This window comes from Streptomyces sp. NPDC017056, assembly GCF_044332485.1.
Taxonomy (GTDB): Bacteria; Actinomycetota; Actinomycetes; order Streptomycetales; family Streptomycetaceae; genus Streptomyces.
Genome location: NZ_JBIRPD010000040.1, coordinates 1 through 15,531, shown reverse-complemented (window position 1 = coordinate 15,531; position 15,531 = coordinate 1). Strand labels below are relative to the sequence as shown.

Genomic DNA, 15,531 nt, shown 5'->3' with positions numbered 1-15,531 from the left:
CCGGCGGGGCACCCGGGGCAAGTGGTGGCCCGCACGGAGCCGTTGAGGAACGCGGTGGCCACCTGCCGGGCGGTCGGCTCCTCCAGGGCACGGGCGGTGGCGGACTGCGCGACCAGGAGCACGTGCATGCGCAGCTGGCGGCCCGTGTAGAGGATTTCGTTGGGCGCGTCGACGGCCGGGGGGACCTTCGGGTCGCCGGTCTCGCGGGTCTTGTCCCAGTAGCGGGCCAGCTGCTTCATCGTCGCGTTGACCTCTTCGAGGAGGATCAGCAGCCGGGGGCCGATGGCCTTGGGGTCGGCGTCGATGCCCAGGTCGTCGGCGAGGCGGGTACGGCGCCGGCCTTCCATGCCGAGGGCGATGAGCTGGTTGTGGATGTCGGCGATGTTGTGGCAGTACGCGACCCTGGGCAGCCCGGACGCCCACGGGTGGGAGATCCGCTTGGTGTCCAGGACGAACACGAGCGAGCCGTGGTGGAGCATCTGGCAAGCGATGCACCGCAAGGTCACCGACTTGCCGCCGCCCGTGCTCGCGTTGACGAGGATGTGCGGGGATTCGGTGTCCAGGTCGACGGTGACGATCCGCCCGGTGGAGCCGATTCCGATGACGGGCGCGGACTCCTTGGCGGCGGCCACGATCTCGCGCACCTTGGGTCTTTGAAGGCGGCCTGGGCCGGGGCTTGCGGGTCTTGTTCACCGTCACGTACGTCTCGCGGCCCGCCAGGTGCCGGGAGACGGTGACGCCCTCCTGGGCGAGCTTGGTGGTGATGATGTCGGCGACCAGGCCCTTGGAGGAGTCCAGCCGGCCCGGGCGTCCACGCGGATCACTGCGTCGTCCTCGGAGAAGTTGCGCGGGATGTGGGGGTAGCGGCGCGGGTCGGTCTGCTCCGGCAGGCGCAGCGGCAGCGCGAGGGCTTCGTGCAGCGGGATCGCCCACTCCCGCATCAGCTCCCGGCGCTTGCGGGTCAGCGCGAGGTAGGCGGCGGTCCCGACGGCCGCGGTCGATGCCGCGGCGATCCCGGTCTGCTCCAGCGCGGTGAGCGCGGGATCCGGGTCGGCCCCTGTCTGCTGGGCGGTGGCGTCCTGGTGGGCCCACCCGGCCTGGCAGCCGCCTGCCCCGGCGGCGGCCAGTGCGCTGATGCGGAAGGTCAGGCGCTTCCACCCGGCCCGGTAGGAGGAACGCGAGACGTGGCCTTCGACCTTCGGCAGAACGCGGGTGCCCGATCGCCGGAACGTCGCGTCGGTCCGCTTCACCCCGTCCATCGGACGGCGGGCCAGGAATTGGCCGATGCCGAACACGAGGGACTCGGCGGTCTCCTCCACCTGCTTGTCGAACTTCGTCTGTGCCATCGGCCGTGCCCTTTCGATCTGCGTCCCGGCACCTCACACCCGGAAGCGGACACGAACCGTAAAACGGGTTACTTGTGGATGGAGCGCGGCGAGAAGCGGGCTCTGAGCTGCGGTCTGTGGACAACTTTCTGGCCCGGAAATCCGCAGGCGGCCCGTTGGTGCCGGGGGGCGCTGCAACGGTGGGAGGGATCAGCCGGGGAGGGGCTGCATGACCGAACACGAAGGCGCGGTGGAGCGTGCGAAGCAGTACGAAGGGGCCGCCGCCAGGTACGCCAAGAAGGCGATGGAAGGCGATGCGGGCGCGGCGCAGCTGGCCCAGACGTTCGCGTCGCTGGTGGTCGCTGCCCGGGTGGAACGCCTGGACTGGCGTATGCGCGTGCTCAGTGAACGGCTCGAAGAAGACATGAAGAACGTGAAGAAGTCGATGGACCTGCTTCGCCTCGAGCTGCCCGAGCGGTGACATCCATCAGCTGGCGGCGGCAGTTCCTACCGTGGGGCCGTGACCACACCCTGCGCTGGCGCGGCCAAGCCGGTGCCGGTGCACGTCGTTGTGACGACGCAGCCTGGTTGGCAAGTTCCGCGGTCAGACGGAGCTGGTCAGAGGACTGTGCCGCCTTGTAGTTGGCAAGAGTTGCGCAGGTTAGTTGGCAACCTTTGGCGACGGAGCGTCATGCCTCTGTCCGAGGATCTCGGCGGCGTAGTCCGGTAGGAGGTTGTGGAGGTAGGTGTAGAAGGGCTGATGGTCCGGACGGCGCCCGCCGGCATCCCACTGGCCGACAGCGAGCGCGCCGGCGACTTTTCGCGGTAGTTGGCATCAGGGGTCGGGCTGACCTGGGCTGCTCGGTGAATCTGATGGTGTTGCTTGGCACCAGAAGGTCGATGTTGTTGCCACCTTCGCTGTCTTTTCACGCCAGTCGCCGACTTCGAGGGCCGGGGGTTGAGGTCCGCTGCCTCAGCCCTCCGTCGTCCCTGGTGCCCAGTTGTCCAACAGCGTCTTGGTGTGCAGGTGCAGCCGCCGTGCTTCCGCGAGCGTGAATGTGGGACCGTCTGGGCTGAGCGGCGCGTCCCGCACGAAGGCGCTGAGCGGTGTGGTGGGTGGGTCGTCCAGGACCTTGAGGATCGGGACTATGGCCTCGTGGACCGGCTGGGCGGACCGGCGGATGACGTCAATGTGCGCCATCAGGTCCGGTGTGTACTGCCCCGAGAAGCTGGTGCCGACCGTGCCCGGGTTGAGCAGCACGTACCGCACCTTTGTCCCCGGTCGAGCGTCGGTGAAGGCGACACCGAGCAGATCGTTGAGCCGCCCGCCTTGCATGAGCGCCCGTTGTCCGTCGTACTCCCGCGCCAGCTGCAGGTCTTCCCAGTGGACCTCTCCTTGGCCGCCGGGCCCGGCGATGTTCAGGATGACCGGGTTGTGGGCGGATTCGAGCAGGTTGGCCAGCCCGTGGCTCAGCACGAAGCGACTGAGGTAGAAGTGCGCGAAAGTGTTCTCGAAGCCTTCGGACGTGACCAGGCGAGTGGTCCGGAAGTGCCGGGCGCACAGCACCAGGGCATCGACCTTCGCAAAGGCCGACCAGATGCTCTCGGCCGCTGCCTTGGTCTGGGACAGCAGGCTCAGGTCGGCGCGGATGAAGTGCGCCCGCGCGGCCGCGCCGCGTTGTCGCGCGGCGTCGAGCCATGCCTCACCCTTCTCCGCGCTGCGGCCGACGACCACCACCTCCTGCCCCCGGCCCAGGTAGGTGTGGGCGAGTGCCTTGCCGATGCCGTCCGTGCCGCCGGTGATGACGTAGGTCTTCAACACGGGCTCCTTTCTTGCTTCTTCTCTTCACAGGAACCGGGACGCGATCTTTTCGGGCGTGACGTGGACGGTGACCAGTTCCGGGAGGGTGGCGTACGACTCCGGATGATGTTCGGCGTAGGTCTTGCCGGTGTATTTGACGGCCAGTTCGTCCATGCGCTCGCGGCTGCCCGCGCTCTCGCACCGGGCCGTGCCGGTGATCACCGCGTATCCGTAGGGCTCGTCCGGTGGGTTGACCGTCACGCTCAGTCGGGGGTCGCGCCGCAGATTGCGCACCTTGAGCTTGTCGACACCGGTCACGAAGAAGAGATCGTCGCCGTCCCTCCCCACCCAGACCACTGATTGGTGAGGGCTCCCGTCAGGCTGAAGGGTCGCCACGGTGACGAAGACCCTGGAATCGAGGGCTTCTTTCAATTTCTCGGACAGGTAAACCGGGCTCACGCATGGCTCCTGGAGTGGGGGACGCTCCGACGGCTCGACGTGTCGAGCAAACCAACTGACACAACTATGTGACACATATCGAAGTAAACGCAATAGTGATGATGCGGTTGCTGGCTCATCAGCCTCACTCTTGCGTATGCTCCGATGACGATGAGAGCTGACGCGGCACGCAACCTGGACGCGGTCCTGCAGACCGGAGCACGCCTGCTGGCGCGCGACCCCGGCACGAGCATCGCGGCGATCGCGGTGGCAGCCGGCGTCGACCGGCGTACCGTCTACCGCCGCTTCAAGACCCGCGAGGCCCTCATGACTGCTGTCCATGCGGCCAAGCTCGACGCCTGCGAGAAGATCGTCGCCGAGGCGCGGCTGACCGAGGCACCCGTGATGGTGGCGCTGCACAGATACGCGGAGGGCATCATTACCGTCAGCAGGAGGTGGCCGGTCGATGTGCAGCAAGTGCAGGACGAGACGGCCACCGCCCGCCTCTGCCGACTGATCGGGCAACTCGACGCTTTCATGGCCCGTGCAGTGCGCGAGGGCGTCATCCGCCCAGGACTTCCGGACCGCTGGGCCCGCTCCCTGCTCGTCCACCTCACCAACGTCGCCGCGCACGAGATGCCGGAGCTGACCACTGCCCAGGGAGCCGACATGGTCGTCCAGTCCCTGATCACCGGACTCGGCCCCGCCTGACACGGCCAGACCGCCGGGCACCCGGCCGACGGTCCCTGGATGGGCAGGCCGAACGATCCCCGTCAGTCCGCGGCGCCAACCACGGCGGTCAGATGTCATCTACCTCGAAAGGCCGCATCCCGGCGGGGGTGTCGACAGCCATCACGACAGATATCTCGCCGACACGACAGTTAGCGTGACGAGTCACAAGAGTGACCACGGAGCAAATCAACGTCGTTGCCGACAAGCGTGCTCATTTGCCAACTGTGCTGCGTCGTCTCACCAGCGGACCGCGGTGGTGAGGAGGGGATTTCTCCGGTCTCTGTCCTCAGGCCAGCCATCCGAGCATGCGGGGACGCCGCCGTGAGTCGCACGGCGGCCATCGCAAGGAGAGCGCCCTGGACGAGGTCGGGGGCATGCTGCTGTCCGCGCTGCGGGACTGGGCACGGGACTCCCCCACCACGGCGGCGCCGGGTATCGCCCGCAGCCTCATCCGGTTCACGGTGAACGTCATCCCCGACCCCGGCCACCCGGACAGCGCCGGCACGCTGGAGGCGATGTGTGGCGAGCGCCTGATGCTGGCACACGCGGTGCACTCCGCACCCGGTGCGCACCGATAGCTGGATTCGTCAGCGAGAGCGGACAACGTCTGTCGACGGCTTCAAACAACACTTTGGCGATCAACGTCGCAGAAATGTTGACGAGAGCCGGGATCAGGCAAGACTTCCGTGAGGATGATCACCGCCACGGTCGCTGGTTACTGTGTGTGGTGGGCGGAGGGCGGTCAGCAGGACTCGTTTGCGCAGCAAGGGCAGTTTCGCGCGGCCGAACACCTGACGCTTGATCATCTTGATGTGTTGACTCGCCCTTCGACAGGGCCGGAGTTCCAGTGGGTGGTCAGTCCCTGGATCACGGCGTCCCAGTCCTTGTCCAGGCCGTGCGCGAAGGTGTGGAGTCCGGGCAGACCTTCGACGCGGGCGGCAGTGATCCAGTCCTTGACGTGCTGGCTGGAGCGGATCGTGCGGAACTGCGCGAAGGCCCGAACGAGTTGGTCGGCGGCGGTGAGTTCCGGGCAGCGGGCGAGGACCTCGCCGAGTTGTCGGCGTTCGTCGTCGCGGAGGCGGTCGGGGGGACGCATCACCCAGGCAGTGATCTGACGGACGCCCGGCGGTTCCGGGCCGACGGTGCGGATGCGGCGTCGGCGGCGGGGCCGCAGGTAATGGCTGAGGATCCGGTAGGTGCCCTGGTAGCCCAGCTCTGTGAGTTCGGCGTGCAGGCGGACAGCGTTCGTGCAGCCTTCTGCCAACCGTTTGCCCACGTAGGGCTTGCAGGGGCCGAGCTGGGTGCGGCAGGGCTGGCGGCGTCCGGTCAAAGGGTCCTTCCGCGAGCCCTGTTCGATGTGTGCCTCTCCATCTTCCTGACCGCCAGGTTGGCCAGGACGACAAGCAATGCGGCCAGCGATGCCGGGAGCCATGGGTGCTGTACCCGCAGTCCGGGAGTGAAGTATCCGGTGAGCAGAACGGCGAGGAATGTCGTCGCCACGGAGAGCGCGACCTCCGTCGCCTTCTTGGTTCGCGATGCGAGACTGGTGAGCCGGAGTCCCAAACGCAGCGGGTAGATGAACAGCGCGGCCAGGGCGTTGCACGGCAGGAACAGCACCACGCCCCAAAATAAGGTTCCGATCCCGTCGGCTTCCACCAGGTGGAGCGACGCGGCGGCTACGGCAAGGAGGCCGAGCAGCACCGCCACGTGGGCAGCAGTGACGACCCCAAGGATCAGACCGGTCACGCCGAAAGCTGCAAGGGCCTTCTCCCATCGTGAGAGGGACGCCCAGGTGCTTTCATCGTCGGGCTGGTGACTGTCGTCCACGCACGCTCCTTCCAGCGCCCAATAGTCTGTGGGCGGCACCCCGGTGGAGACGGGTGCCGCCCACAGACTATTGCTGGTCACAACGGTCGGCTCGCACGCGGGAGACGAGATCACCTACGTCGTATGTGGTCGGGCACAGCGAATCGGTGACCTCGATCAGTTTTTACAGATCGCAACGTAACCCTTGCCGGACAGATAGCCCTGGAGATGTCCCTAGGATCACTTGCCGGAAGTTTGGATACGCGCAATAAGGCCGACTACGAGTCCTACAGCTACGGCCGCACTGACTGCGACCAGGAAGGAGTCACCGTTCCTGTCGAGAACTTGGTCCAAATTTATACTGACGACGACCGCGAGCAAGACGGGCACATTCTGCTTGGCGGTCAAGATCCGCGCTTCCTTCTTGGCCGCGTATACCCCGCCACCTGCAGCGAGAATTGCACCCGTCCCCGCCACCACTCCGGCCTGCATGTCGCCTATCGTAAACGCGGCGACGGCGGCAGCGGCAAGAAGTGCACTCAAAAAGAAGACCGTCGAAACAAGCCAGGTTTTGGGCATCTTTTCTCCTACCGACATGTGGCGTACCGACGTCAGGGCACCTGGTTCTCATCTGCCTTCTAACAGCTGATCACCCCAGCGACAGCTCCGCCGACACCTCCTGCTACCCCTCCGGCAAGGGCTCCGGGGGCGCAGCCAGTCGCCGCGTCAGCAATGCACCCGGAGATAGCCCCGGTCGCACCGCCGGTTGTGACCTTTCCGCCTACACAGCTCAGCCAGTCCCCGAAGCCGCGGTTCGCGGCTGAGGGAATCTTGCTGCCATCTATGCTCGTGAGGTGCAGCGTAGCCTTGTCACCGTTTACCGACCACTTTCCAGAGAAGCTCTGACTGCCACCATCGAACGTGGTGGACACCTTGTCCAGCTCCTTCCCGGTCGCATCGTTGACGGCAAGCTCCCCCTTGGCATTGACCGCCAAACGATCTCCCTCGGGAAGAGTGAACTTCATCTCCAGTGCCGACTGGGAAACATGGACGACCCTCACTTGGAAAGCCCCATGCCCCTGTTCAGCCGCACTCGCGGCCTGGGACGTTGTCGCCAACATCAGACCGGACACGGCGACGGGAAGAATCGCCTGAGCCACGCGGCGAAACTTACGCACATTTCCTCCGTTGTGAACTAGATCTAGGTACTTACCGGCCCGGCTCATGCGTGCCGCGCGATCAATTGCTGACACAAAGGGCGCCGTGCGGAACACGCCTGACGATAACTCAGATCTTAGGCGAACACCCAGGCGTAAAGTCCCGAAAAGCGGCCCAAGATCATGCCCCATTCGGCCATTTTTTTACACACTCGCCAAGTGGTAACTGCCAGTCCTCTGAGGACGCTGAAGGCGCACTGTCCGCACCGCACCACCAAGAGGCCGCCATGGGCTGGATGGACCCGCAATACGCGCATCTGCTGCGCGAGGACGGCCGCTACGGCCGCATGATCAACATGACACTCCAGCTTCTCCGCGAGCACGGACGGCAGCACGAGGGCCCGGCGCACACCGTGCCCAGGGGCGGTTCGTGCCAGGACGGGCAGATCACTGTACGGGCCGCCGACGGCGCCGAGACCACCGTGCAGTGCCAGCGCTGCGACGGCACCGGCACCGTCCCGGAGCCATCCGACGACCCGCGCAACGGCGCGGCCGGCGGCTACGAACCCGACCTCGACTGACCGCGGGCCTTGCCTCAGGCGATAGCCCCGCCTTCTCCCATCGGCCCGCATCGTCGGGGCGAAGAGGGCTTCGGCGGGTGGCTTGTGCAGCTGCACCGGCGCGGGCCCGCCGGCGGCCACGGTCTTCTTGCCGGTGGCGGCCCACTCGCGTACTTCGGCCTCGGTGAAGAACAGGAACTGCGTCTCCCGCGCGGACCCGCCGCTGACCACCTGAGCGCGGCCGGGGTGCTTGGTGGACTTCGGCGCCGGGTGGGCCTCCGGGGCGAGCATCCGCCATGCGTTGACGCTGTAGCGGGCCAGGATGCGGGTGGAGAACTGCTCGCGGGCCTCCGGGCCTCCCAGGGCGCGGGCGGTGGCGGACTGCGCGACCAAGAGGACGTGCATGCGCAGCTGGCGGCCCATGTAGAGGGTCTCGTTGAGCGCGTCGACGGCCGGGGGGACCTTCGGGTCGCCGGTCTCGCGGGTCTTGTCCCAGTAGCGGGCCAGCTGCTTCATCGTCGCGTTGACCTCTTCGAGGAGGATCAGCAGCCGGGGGCCGATGGCCTTGGGGTCGGCGTCGATGCCCAGGTCGTCGGCGAGGCGGGTACGGCGCCGGCCTTCCATGCCGAGGGCGATGAGCTGGTTGTGGATGTCGGCGATGTTGTGGCAGTACGCGACCCTGGGCAGCTCGGAGGCCCACGGGTGGGAGATCCGCTTGGTGTCCAGGACGACCACGAGCGAGCCGTGGTGGAGCATCTGGCAGGCGATGCACCGCAAGGTCACCGACTTGCCACCGCCCGTGGAGGCGTTGACCAGGATGTGCGGGGACTCGGCGTCCAGGTCGACGCAGACGGCCCGGCCGCCGGACCCGACCCCGATGACGGGCGCGGACTCCTTGGCCTTGGCCACCAGCTCCCACATCTTCGGGTCCTTTAACAGGGCCCGGGCCGGGGGCTTGCGGGTCTTTTTCACCAGCACGTACGGCGCGGCCCCGGCCGGGTGCCAGGAGAACGTCGCGCCCTCTAGGGCCTGTCTGACAAAGGATCTTGGATGGGTTCGCGGAGCCAGAGGATGAGTGAGGCGAGGTGGACTCCGGCCTTGTAGCGGGTGGCCAGTTTGTCGAAGCGGGTGGCGATCGCGCGGAACTGCTTGAGGCGGTTGAAGCAGCGTTCGACCACGTTGCGGGCCCTGTAGAGCTCGCGGGCGAAGGCCGGTGGTCTGCCGCCGGCCTGTCCGCGTCGTAGCCGGTTGGCCTTCTGGTCCGCTCGCTCTGGGATCACTGCCCGGATGCCTCTGCGCCGCAGGGCCTGGCGGATGGCCCGGGACGAGTACGCCCGTCGGCGACGACCGCCTCGGGCTTGCGGCGGGGCCGCCCGGCGCCGGCCCGGGGCACTCTCAGTACGTCCATGACCTCGTCGAAGACGGTGGAATCGTTGACGTTGCCGGGCGTGACGACGACGGCCAGGGGCAGGCCCCGGCCGTCGCAGGCGAGATGAACCTTCGTGGTCAGCCCGCAGCGGGACCGGCCGAGCGCCTGGCCAGCCGTCTCACGTGCCGGATCTTCCAGTTCGTCCCCCGTCGCCGCCCCTTTTTGCGGGCGCCGGCGGCGTGCTGGTGAGCCCGGCTGATCGTGGAGTCGACCGACACGGTCCACTCCACGGCTCCGACGCAGTCGTCCCTGACCTGGGCCTGTTCGAGCAGGCGGGCCCAGGTACCGTCCGCCTCCCAGCGGGCGAACCGTTCATAGGCCGTCTGCCACGGCCCGTAGCGTTCCGGCAGGTCACGCCACGGGGCACCGGTCCGCAACCGCCACAGCACCCCGTTGATGACCTGCCGGTGATCCCGCCACGACCGTCCACGCCCGTCAACGCCAGGCAGCAGGGGCGCTATCCGCTCCCACGCTGCATCCGTCAGCTCACCACGACCCACCACAGAATCAATTATCAGACAGGCCCTAGCACCGGCGCCTGGACGTGGTCAGTTTTCCACACCTGGTTGCGCCAGCCTGGCAGCCGGGCCAAGAACACATCGTCCTTACGTGCCTCGCGTTCACCGCCGACCAACCCGGCCCGCTCCCCCGGCGCCAGGTCCCGCTGGATCGCCCCGTGCAGCGTCGGAAGCGACGGTGGTGGATCCCCCTCGCCCTTGGCTGCGCGAGCGGTCAGCCCACGATGAACCGCCGCAACGTTGCCCTTCCACAAGGCCAGCAGGCGGCGCACTTCGGGGGGACGCAGAAGCGGTCTTTGCTCTGAGCCCGCGCCCCGGGCTCCGCGGCTGCCAACTCGTCGTGCTCGGCAGCGGCAAGCCGCCGCCACACCGCGCGCTCGGTCACTTCCAACGACTCCGCCATCAGTCGGACCTGCCGCGTTGTCAGCTTCCGTTCCTGCCACGGGGCGAGCAGCCTACGCACGGCAGGGCCGCGCAGCGCCGACGGAGAGGAAGAAGGCAGGCCTGTCCGCACGCCCCGCCCTCCCCGTGCACGCCGAAGCAGGAAACGTCCTCTCCCAGCCCGGCCGCGCCGGTCACAGCGGCCCCACGAACCGTGCGCAGACCCGCTCCAGCATCCGGCGGTCCACCACCGCCCGGCACCCGCCATAGGACTCGGCGGTCAGGTGCGAGGGCAGCTGCGCCCAGGTCCGGCCATTGCCGTGCCCTACATGCTCGTTCACCCACGCAACATCGTCCTCGCTCACGTCCTCCCACAGAGGGTGAAAGGCAGCCATCACGGTGGCCACCTCACTCGGGCCAAGGCGCGGCACCAGCTCCCAAGTCAGCCCCCGGGAGGACAGCGCAGGCACGCGGCGCAGCGCCAATTCACCGCCCGCCACCCGCGAGCACAAGTGCCGTGCCCGTGTCCGGATGGTCCCACAACCCGCGCAGAAACCTCAGCGCTGGCTCGCCAAGGCGCGGTGCTTCGTCCAGTACCAGCACGCAAGGTTGTAGTAGCGCGTTCAGCATCAGATCTGACGGTCTAGCCCTGGTCGGCGTCGCCGTACAGACACGCCCCCACCGCGGCCACCTACACGCCCGGCACCAGGGCCGGGACCTGCACCAGACGCTTCCGCTCCCGCAGAAAAATCTGCCCGCCTGTGCCTTGACCGGCCACGACATACAGGCTGAGCTCACTGAGCGGATCCGGCCCGCGCGGCCCGGTCACTTCGGGCTACCGCTCGACCATCAACGCCCGGCCCGCTCCGGTGGCCCCTGCGGATCATCCCGTGCAGCATCGACGCCGACGGATGCGGACGACATCGTGGTCGGCGTCGAGCAGCGGGCATTTCTCGCGGTCGATGGCTGCGCCGAGGATCGTTGATTGCCACCGGTGGAGCCAAATACGCTGACTGAGGAACCGGGCCAAGGCAGCCTGGTTGCCACCTAGGAGACAGGCTACTTATCACAGACGCTCCATCAACGGCCGTCCAGTCACCATGCCAAGGCGTGACACACGACGGGCTCGCCGAATGCTCGGTAAGCAGAGCACTGCATGTAGACCTGCACGCGATGCGTTGATCGCCGGCGGGACCTTCATCGTCTGGGACGGCCTGGTTCCCGCCAACCGCCTGGCACATACCTACCGGACACGGCTCCGTATCGCCCAGAAGCGCGGCCAGCCGACGCTGGCCCTCGCCGCCACCGTCAACCGTCCTTCCCATGCGGCACAGGAGCCTCTTCGCATCGGACACATCGGGCGCATCGACGCGGCAGACACGTCCTGGGCATTCATGCTCTTCCTCAACGCCACCGCCACCGCGCTACTGGCCTGCACCGGCGTCGCGAGAAGCGAGCCCCGGGCAGAGCCAGCCAGCGACCCGAAGTGACAACATGCCTGCCTTGCTGACAACCATCGCGCTTCGGCTCAATGGCCGGGCATTCAGCAGGCAGGCTTTCCTTGCTTTCAGTAGTCGAAATCCATGTAGTCGATGTCGTTGATGGCCACGTCTGAGAGCCCCATAGCGCGGCCGCCGCCGTCCTGGAAATAGACTTCCTTAAACCCTTCGGCAATGATCCCACGCATCTGCTGGTCGCCGGCGCCCGCGTCACGGGCGTTGAACAGGCGGCGGGCGTACGCCGGAGGGAGGTGCACGGTTAGTCGCCGCAACCGTCCGTCGTCGGTCGTGCCGACGGAGGCGGTGTACCCGAAGCGGGCCCGCGTCTCCACCGTGATCCCGCCGCTGGTCGCCGCCTGCTTCTGCCGGCGCTTGCGGACCTGGGGCTGCCAGCGGGCCCGCACCGCGTCGTCGATCTTGGCAGCGACGTCGGCTCGGGCGTTCTTGCGGGCGCCGCGACGGTAGCGGTTGACGGAGTCGGCGGTGACCCCGAGTTCCGCCGCAACGGCCTTGGCGCTGCCGAACTGCTTGATCAGATACCCGATCTGGGCCTTAAGGGTCTTCGGCGGCTGCCGGGTGAAGGACTCCTGGTCGGCGCGCTCGATGGCGTCCTCGATCTCCCCCATCGCTCTACTCCCCTTCGTCCAGCACGGCGTCGCCGCCCTTGATGTGGCGGGCCGGGTTCAGCCCCTGCTCCATCAGGTCCACCGCCCACGACATCTCCTGCACGCCCTCCAGCTTCGCCAGGCCCGGAGTGGGCCCGAGGCGGAATCCACCGGGTTGCGGCTTGCCGGACGCGGCGTACGGCAGGAAGTCGAGCGGACTCGCTCCCGGCGAGGGGTAGACGACGCAGTCGGACAGCACCGCGAGCGGGAACAGGCCCGTCATCCGGGACATGTTCAGCAGCTTGCGGTGCATGTTGACCCGCGCCTTGGAGATGACGGCGGCGCGGATGTCCGGACGCCAGGTCGGGCGTTCCAGAGCCGGCCACCGCTCCCCGTCCCGGTAGTGGCGGCCCTGCGGGCGTTCGCGGAGTTTGCCTACGCCGCCCTTGACCGTGGCTTTGATCGCGGTCAAGACAGCGGCCAAGGCCGGGTCGACCTGCTTGTGCTGCTCCATCGCTGCGAGGAAGGCCCGGTCGTCCAGGTCGCGGGTGACGCCGAGGTCGGCGAGCGTGTCGACGTAGGCGGTCTTGAGGCGGTCGTGCCACGGGTCCAGGTACGCGCCGGTCTCCCGCCGCAGGTACGCCTCGATGGGCTGGACGTTGTAGCCGAGTTCTTGTGCGTAGGCGACGGTGTGTGTCTGGTACCAGGCCGGACCGGTCGGGCGGGTGCCGTCCGGCGTGAACGGGCTGGGCAGCCGCGGGTCCAGTTCGACGTGGGAGAGGTCGACCAGCCAGGAGCCGGGGATCTTCGGGTTGAACGTCGGGGTGTGGAAGTGGTCGGGGGCGGACAGGCCGACAACCAGGCGGGACGCGGCGGCGAGGAAGGCGGTGTTGAGGTCCAGGCCGACGGCGTACGGCAGCAGGCACTCCTCGTCGCTGAGCGTGTCCACCGGCCGCACCCACTGGTACGCCTCCTCGTTGAGGAAGCCGCCGGTCCAGCCGGACTGGACGACGACGGGGTGCTCGGGTGTGGCTTCCGGCGGAGCGGGGTCCATCGGGTCCGTACCCAAGCTGCCGGGGTTGTGGCCGGGCACCCAGTTCCCGGTCGCTTCGTCGCGCACCGCGCGGGTGGGCGGGCGCAGCGCCGTCATCAGCTCCAGGCCCGAGACGGCCGTGGAGCCGCGGGGGGTGATGACACGCTGGGCGTAGACGCCGAGGACGCGGGCGATGTCGGCCGGCGTCATCTCCGCCACGCCGGGCCAGGACCGCTCATCGAGGGCGTCCCACGACAAGATCGCGAGCTGTACGCACTGCCGCTCGCGGCCCTGCGCCTTGCGGTAGATGCGGGCCCACGGGCCGAACCCGCGCTGCGTGAGCTGCCAGCGGGCCTTGAGCACCTGCTTGACGACCGGATGGTCCTCCGAAAGGCGCAGGGAGCGGCGCTGCTCGTGGCCCTCCAGACGCTCCGGCAGCCCGAACTTCACGGCCGCGGCTGCAGTGAGCACGATCAGCGGGTCGGAGTCCTTGCCGTAACGGTGCAGCTTGGCGGCGCCGAGGCCGGACTCGCGCAGCGTCCACTCCACCAAGTCCGGGATGGTGGTCGCCGGGCAGTCGAGCACGACGCCGTCGACACCGTACGCGGAGCCGTCACCGTCCAGCACGGCCAGCGGTCCGTGCGGGAACCGCGGGTCGGCGGCGGGCATGGCGGCCTTCTTCGCCGCCGGACGCCGCGACGACGTCACCGGGCGCGCGGCCGGACGGGCAGCAGGCTCGGGTACGACCGGCGCAGCGGGAGCCTTCACCGGCGCGGCGGTCCTCGCCTCGGGGGCGGCCGGACCCGTGAATGCCTTCGGGGCCGGTTCTGGCTGGGGCACGGTGATCGGGACGGCCCCGGGCGTGGGGGTGGAGAGGGCGCTGTGCGCAGGGTGCTTCGCCGCCCAGCCCTTCAGCAGCCGCTGGTACGCCGACAGCCGCGGCTCCTTCGGTTCGCTCCTGCCGTTCTCCCAGTTCTTGATGCTCTGCGTCGACGTTTTCAGTGCGACCGCCAGGCGGGCCTGCGTGATGCCGGCGGCCTCACGAAGCCGGGCCCGCTCCGCCGGGGACGGGAGCTGCGGCTCCTCCTCCAGCAGGGCATCGACCGACGCGAACAGCTCTTCCTCGGATGCCATGCGTGGTCTCCTCTCGTGCCTGCACCCTAGCAATACTTGCCCGGAAATTTACCCTGGTCCTTTAACCCTGACGGATGATGGTGCCAGTGGACAACCAGCCTGCGGACGGTGCTGAGGCGGTGTCCGAGAGTGCCAACAGGCTCGCATGGTGATCTCTGGACCGCTGCCTGCTAGCAGATCCTCCAGGCTTGCCGCCGGTTCGCGACCGGCGAGCGCATCGCCCCGCTCACCCACGACGACCTGGCCCAGCTTCCACTGCCGACCGCCAAGACCCTCACGATCCTCGCCTTCGTCTCGGCCGGCGCACCAACAAGCCCTACGTTCTGCTGCGCGACGCCATGGACGACCACGGCTCGGTCGCCATCGGCAAGGTCGCCTTACGCAGCAAGGAGACCCTCGCGCTGGTACAGCCGATGGGCGACATGCTGGTGCTGCACTCGCTGCGCTGGCCCGACCAGAACCGCACCCCCGCCGGAGTGGTTCCCGACCGGCCGGTCGACATCAGCGAAGACGAGCTCTCCGCGGCCGAGCAGCTGATGGACAGCCACGGCCCGCTGGACTAGGAGGACCTGCACGCCCACTACCGCGAGCAGGTCGAGGAGATACATCCGGCACAGCCCGGGCGGCGTACCTCCCGGACCACCCGACTTGCCCGATCCGCGAGTACGCCATTGACTGGCGCCCAGCGTCCGATTACGGGGTTGAAGAGGCGCGATAAGCCCTTACTCCCGACATTTTGATCGCGTCGGCAGTGAATCGCAGGCTCTCATCCTGGCCATGAACCTCGACGCGGACCCTCCGCTCACCTTCTCTCCTGATGTCAACGCTTTGTATGGGCGTGTACTGCCATCCGTCGAAATCAAGCTCTTCGATCATGGTGAATGTCAGGAAAAAAGTGAAGGCGTTGAAGTTCTCCCCTTCCCACTCGGGAAGAAGCTTGTCGGGGAGGCGAAGGAGATCCATCCCGAGAGTGAGCCCCGTATCTCTTTCATCAATGTGCACAGAGAACAGGTCGCATCGCCCTAGTGTCCTGAGTCGGGATTTCGCTGCGGATGTTGCTGTCGGTTCGGCATTCTGGACGGATGGCGAGGACGGGGCGGCCGAAGGCCGAGT

17 protein-coding genes and 2 pseudogenes are annotated in these 15,531 nt (G+C 67.7%); 5 read left to right on the top strand and 14 right to left on the bottom strand.

What is annotated here, in order from left to right; genetic code table 11:
* Together ACH4OW_RS39015 and ACH4OW_RS39010 are read right to left on the bottom strand one after the other, a co-directional pair.
* Positions 1-104, bottom strand: a pseudogene (locus tag ACH4OW_RS39015) (TetR/AcrR family transcriptional regulator); the annotation flags it as partial.
* A 591-nt stretch (positions 105-695) separates the two neighbouring features.
* Complete coding sequence (locus ACH4OW_RS39010; RefSeq protein WP_398033666.1) at positions 696-1,346, bottom strand: hypothetical protein; 651 nt, start codon at positions 1,344-1,346, stop codon at positions 696-698.
* A 208-nt stretch (positions 1,347-1,554) separates the two neighbouring features.
* On the opposite strand from ACH4OW_RS39010, the gene ACH4OW_RS39005 reads away from it, so the two are divergent.
* The gene (locus ACH4OW_RS39005; protein ID WP_398033663.1) at positions 1,555-1,806 is read left to right on the top strand and encodes a hypothetical protein; all 252 of its coding nucleotides are present in this window, start codon (positions 1,555-1,557) and stop codon (positions 1,804-1,806) included.
* A gap of 492 nt (positions 1,807-2,298) precedes the next feature.
* Here ACH4OW_RS39005 and ACH4OW_RS39000 read toward each other — a convergent pair whose 3' ends face one another.
* Positions 2,299-3,144 carry an SDR family NAD(P)-dependent oxidoreductase gene (locus ACH4OW_RS39000; RefSeq protein ID WP_398033660.1) on the bottom strand — a complete coding sequence of 282 codons (846 nt, stop codon included), beginning with the start codon at positions 3,142-3,144 and terminating at the stop codon, positions 2,299-2,301.
* 27 nt (positions 3,145-3,171) lie between these two features.
* Positions 3,172-3,585, bottom strand: coding sequence for a PPOX class F420-dependent oxidoreductase (locus ACH4OW_RS38995; RefSeq protein WP_398033658.1), 414 nt, complete (start codon positions 3,583-3,585; stop codon positions 3,172-3,174).
* Positions 3,586-3,735: 150 nt separating this feature from the next.
* Here ACH4OW_RS38995 and ACH4OW_RS38990 point away from each other — a divergent pair, with 150 nt between their 5' ends.
* Positions 3,736-4,275 carry a TetR family transcriptional regulator gene (locus ACH4OW_RS38990; protein ID WP_398033669.1) on the top strand — a complete coding sequence of 180 codons (540 nt, stop codon included), beginning with the start codon at positions 3,736-3,738 and terminating at the stop codon, positions 4,273-4,275.
* Positions 4,276-4,601: 326 nt separating this feature from the next.
* Complete coding sequence (locus tag ACH4OW_RS38985; RefSeq protein WP_398033656.1) at positions 4,602-4,874, top strand: hypothetical protein; 273 nt, start codon at positions 4,602-4,604, stop codon at positions 4,872-4,874.
* Between the two features lie 224 nt (positions 4,875-5,098).
* On the opposite strand, the gene ACH4OW_RS38980 is transcribed toward ACH4OW_RS38985, so the two are convergent.
* From ACH4OW_RS38980 to ACH4OW_RS38950, 7 genes and pseudogenes are all read right to left on the bottom strand, one after another.
* Positions 5,099-5,626 (bottom strand): transposase, encoded by a 528-nt coding sequence (locus tag ACH4OW_RS38980; RefSeq protein WP_398033653.1) that lies wholly within the window; start codon positions 5,624-5,626, stop codon positions 5,099-5,101.
* Positions 5,623-6,123 (bottom strand): hypothetical protein, encoded by a 501-nt coding sequence (locus tag ACH4OW_RS38975; RefSeq protein WP_398033650.1) that lies wholly within the window; start codon positions 6,121-6,123, stop codon positions 5,623-5,625. Before ACH4OW_RS38975 ends, ACH4OW_RS38980 begins: the two co-directional genes overlap by 4 nt.
* A 219-nt stretch (positions 6,124-6,342) precedes the next feature.
* On the bottom strand, positions 6,343-6,681 hold the full coding sequence (locus tag ACH4OW_RS38970) for a hypothetical protein (protein ID WP_398033647.1): 339 nt from the start codon (positions 6,679-6,681) through the stop codon (positions 6,343-6,345).
* 59 nt (positions 6,682-6,740) lie between these two features.
* Positions 6,741-7,262 carry a hypothetical protein gene (locus tag ACH4OW_RS38965; RefSeq protein WP_398033644.1) on the bottom strand — a complete coding sequence of 174 codons (522 nt, stop codon included), beginning with the start codon at positions 7,260-7,262 and terminating at the stop codon, positions 6,741-6,743.
* A gap of 134 nt (positions 7,263-7,396) precedes the next feature.
* Complete coding sequence (locus tag ACH4OW_RS38960) at positions 7,397-8,740, bottom strand: helicase HerA domain-containing protein (RefSeq protein WP_398033641.1); 1,344 nt, start codon at positions 8,738-8,740, stop codon at positions 7,397-7,399.
* Positions 8,741-8,841: 101 nt separating this feature from the next.
* Positions 8,842-9,751 (bottom strand): annotated as a pseudogene (locus ACH4OW_RS38955) (IS5 family transposase).
* A 590-nt stretch (positions 9,752-10,341) separates the two neighbouring features.
* Entirely contained in the window at positions 10,342-10,488 is a 147-nt protein-coding gene (locus tag ACH4OW_RS38950; protein ID WP_398033638.1) for a hypothetical protein, read from the bottom strand.
* 792 nt (positions 10,489-11,280) lie between these two features.
* Between ACH4OW_RS38950 and ACH4OW_RS38945 the strand changes: the two genes are divergently transcribed.
* Complete coding sequence (locus ACH4OW_RS38945; protein WP_398033636.1) at positions 11,281-11,637, top strand: hypothetical protein; 357 nt, start codon at positions 11,281-11,283, stop codon at positions 11,635-11,637.
* Positions 11,638-11,714: 77 nt separating this feature from the next.
* Here ACH4OW_RS38945 and tpg read toward each other — a convergent pair whose 3' ends face one another.
* Together tpg and tap are read right to left on the bottom strand one after the other, a co-directional pair.
* Positions 11,715-12,272: a telomere-protecting terminal protein Tpg gene (gene tpg / locus ACH4OW_RS38940; RefSeq protein WP_398033633.1), complete on the bottom strand. Its 558-nt coding sequence runs from the start codon at positions 12,270-12,272 to the stop codon at positions 11,715-11,717.
* A gap of 4 nt (positions 12,273-12,276) precedes the next feature.
* On the bottom strand, positions 12,277-14,418 hold the full coding sequence (gene tap / locus ACH4OW_RS38935) for a telomere-associated protein Tap (RefSeq protein WP_398033630.1): 2,142 nt from the start codon (positions 14,416-14,418) through the stop codon (positions 12,277-12,279).
* Between the two features lie 338 nt (positions 14,419-14,756).
* Between tap and ACH4OW_RS38930 the strand changes: the two genes are divergently transcribed.
* Positions 14,757-14,981: a Ku protein gene (locus ACH4OW_RS38930; protein ID WP_398033628.1), complete on the top strand. Its 225-nt coding sequence runs from the start codon at positions 14,757-14,759 to the stop codon at positions 14,979-14,981.
* A gap of 130 nt (positions 14,982-15,111) precedes the next feature.
* On the opposite strand, the gene ACH4OW_RS38925 is transcribed toward ACH4OW_RS38930, so the two are convergent.
* On the bottom strand, positions 15,112-15,531 hold a 420-nt coding region (locus ACH4OW_RS38925; RefSeq protein ID WP_398033625.1), incomplete at its 5' end, for an Imm50 family immunity protein.

Bases quoted from the DNA above. Each gene is read 5' to 3' on its own strand.
- ACH4OW_RS39010 (WP_398033666.1), bottom strand. From the start codon at position 1,346: ATGGCACAGACGAAGTTCGACAAGCAGGTGGAGGAGACCGCCGAGTCC.
- tap (WP_398033630.1), bottom strand. From the start codon at position 14,418: ATGGCATCCGAGGAAGAGCTGTTCGCGTCGGTCGATGCCCTGCTGGAG.
- tpg (WP_398033633.1), bottom strand. From the start codon at position 12,272: ATGGGGGAGATCGAGGACGCCATCGAGCGCGCCGACCAGGAGTCCTTC.
- ACH4OW_RS39005 (WP_398033663.1), top strand. From the start codon at position 1,555: ATGACCGAACACGAAGGCGCGGTGGAGCGTGCGAAGCAGTACGAAGGG.
- ACH4OW_RS38970 (WP_398033647.1), bottom strand. From the start codon at position 6,681: ATGCCCAAAACCTGGCTTGTTTCGACGGTCTTCTTTTTGAGTGCACTT.
- ACH4OW_RS38930 (WP_398033628.1), top strand. From the start codon at position 14,757: ATGGACGACCACGGCTCGGTCGCCATCGGCAAGGTCGCCTTACGCAGC.
- ACH4OW_RS38990 (WP_398033669.1), top strand. From the start codon at position 3,736: ATGAGAGCTGACGCGGCACGCAACCTGGACGCGGTCCTGCAGACCGGA.
- ACH4OW_RS38960 (WP_398033641.1), bottom strand. From the start codon at position 8,740: ATGTGGGAGCTGGTGGCCAAGGCCAAGGAGTCCGCGCCCGTCATCGGG.
- ACH4OW_RS38945 (WP_398033636.1), top strand. From the start codon at position 11,281: ATGCTCGGTAAGCAGAGCACTGCATGTAGACCTGCACGCGATGCGTTG.
- ACH4OW_RS38985 (WP_398033656.1), top strand. From the start codon at position 4,602: ATGCGGGGACGCCGCCGTGAGTCGCACGGCGGCCATCGCAAGGAGAGC.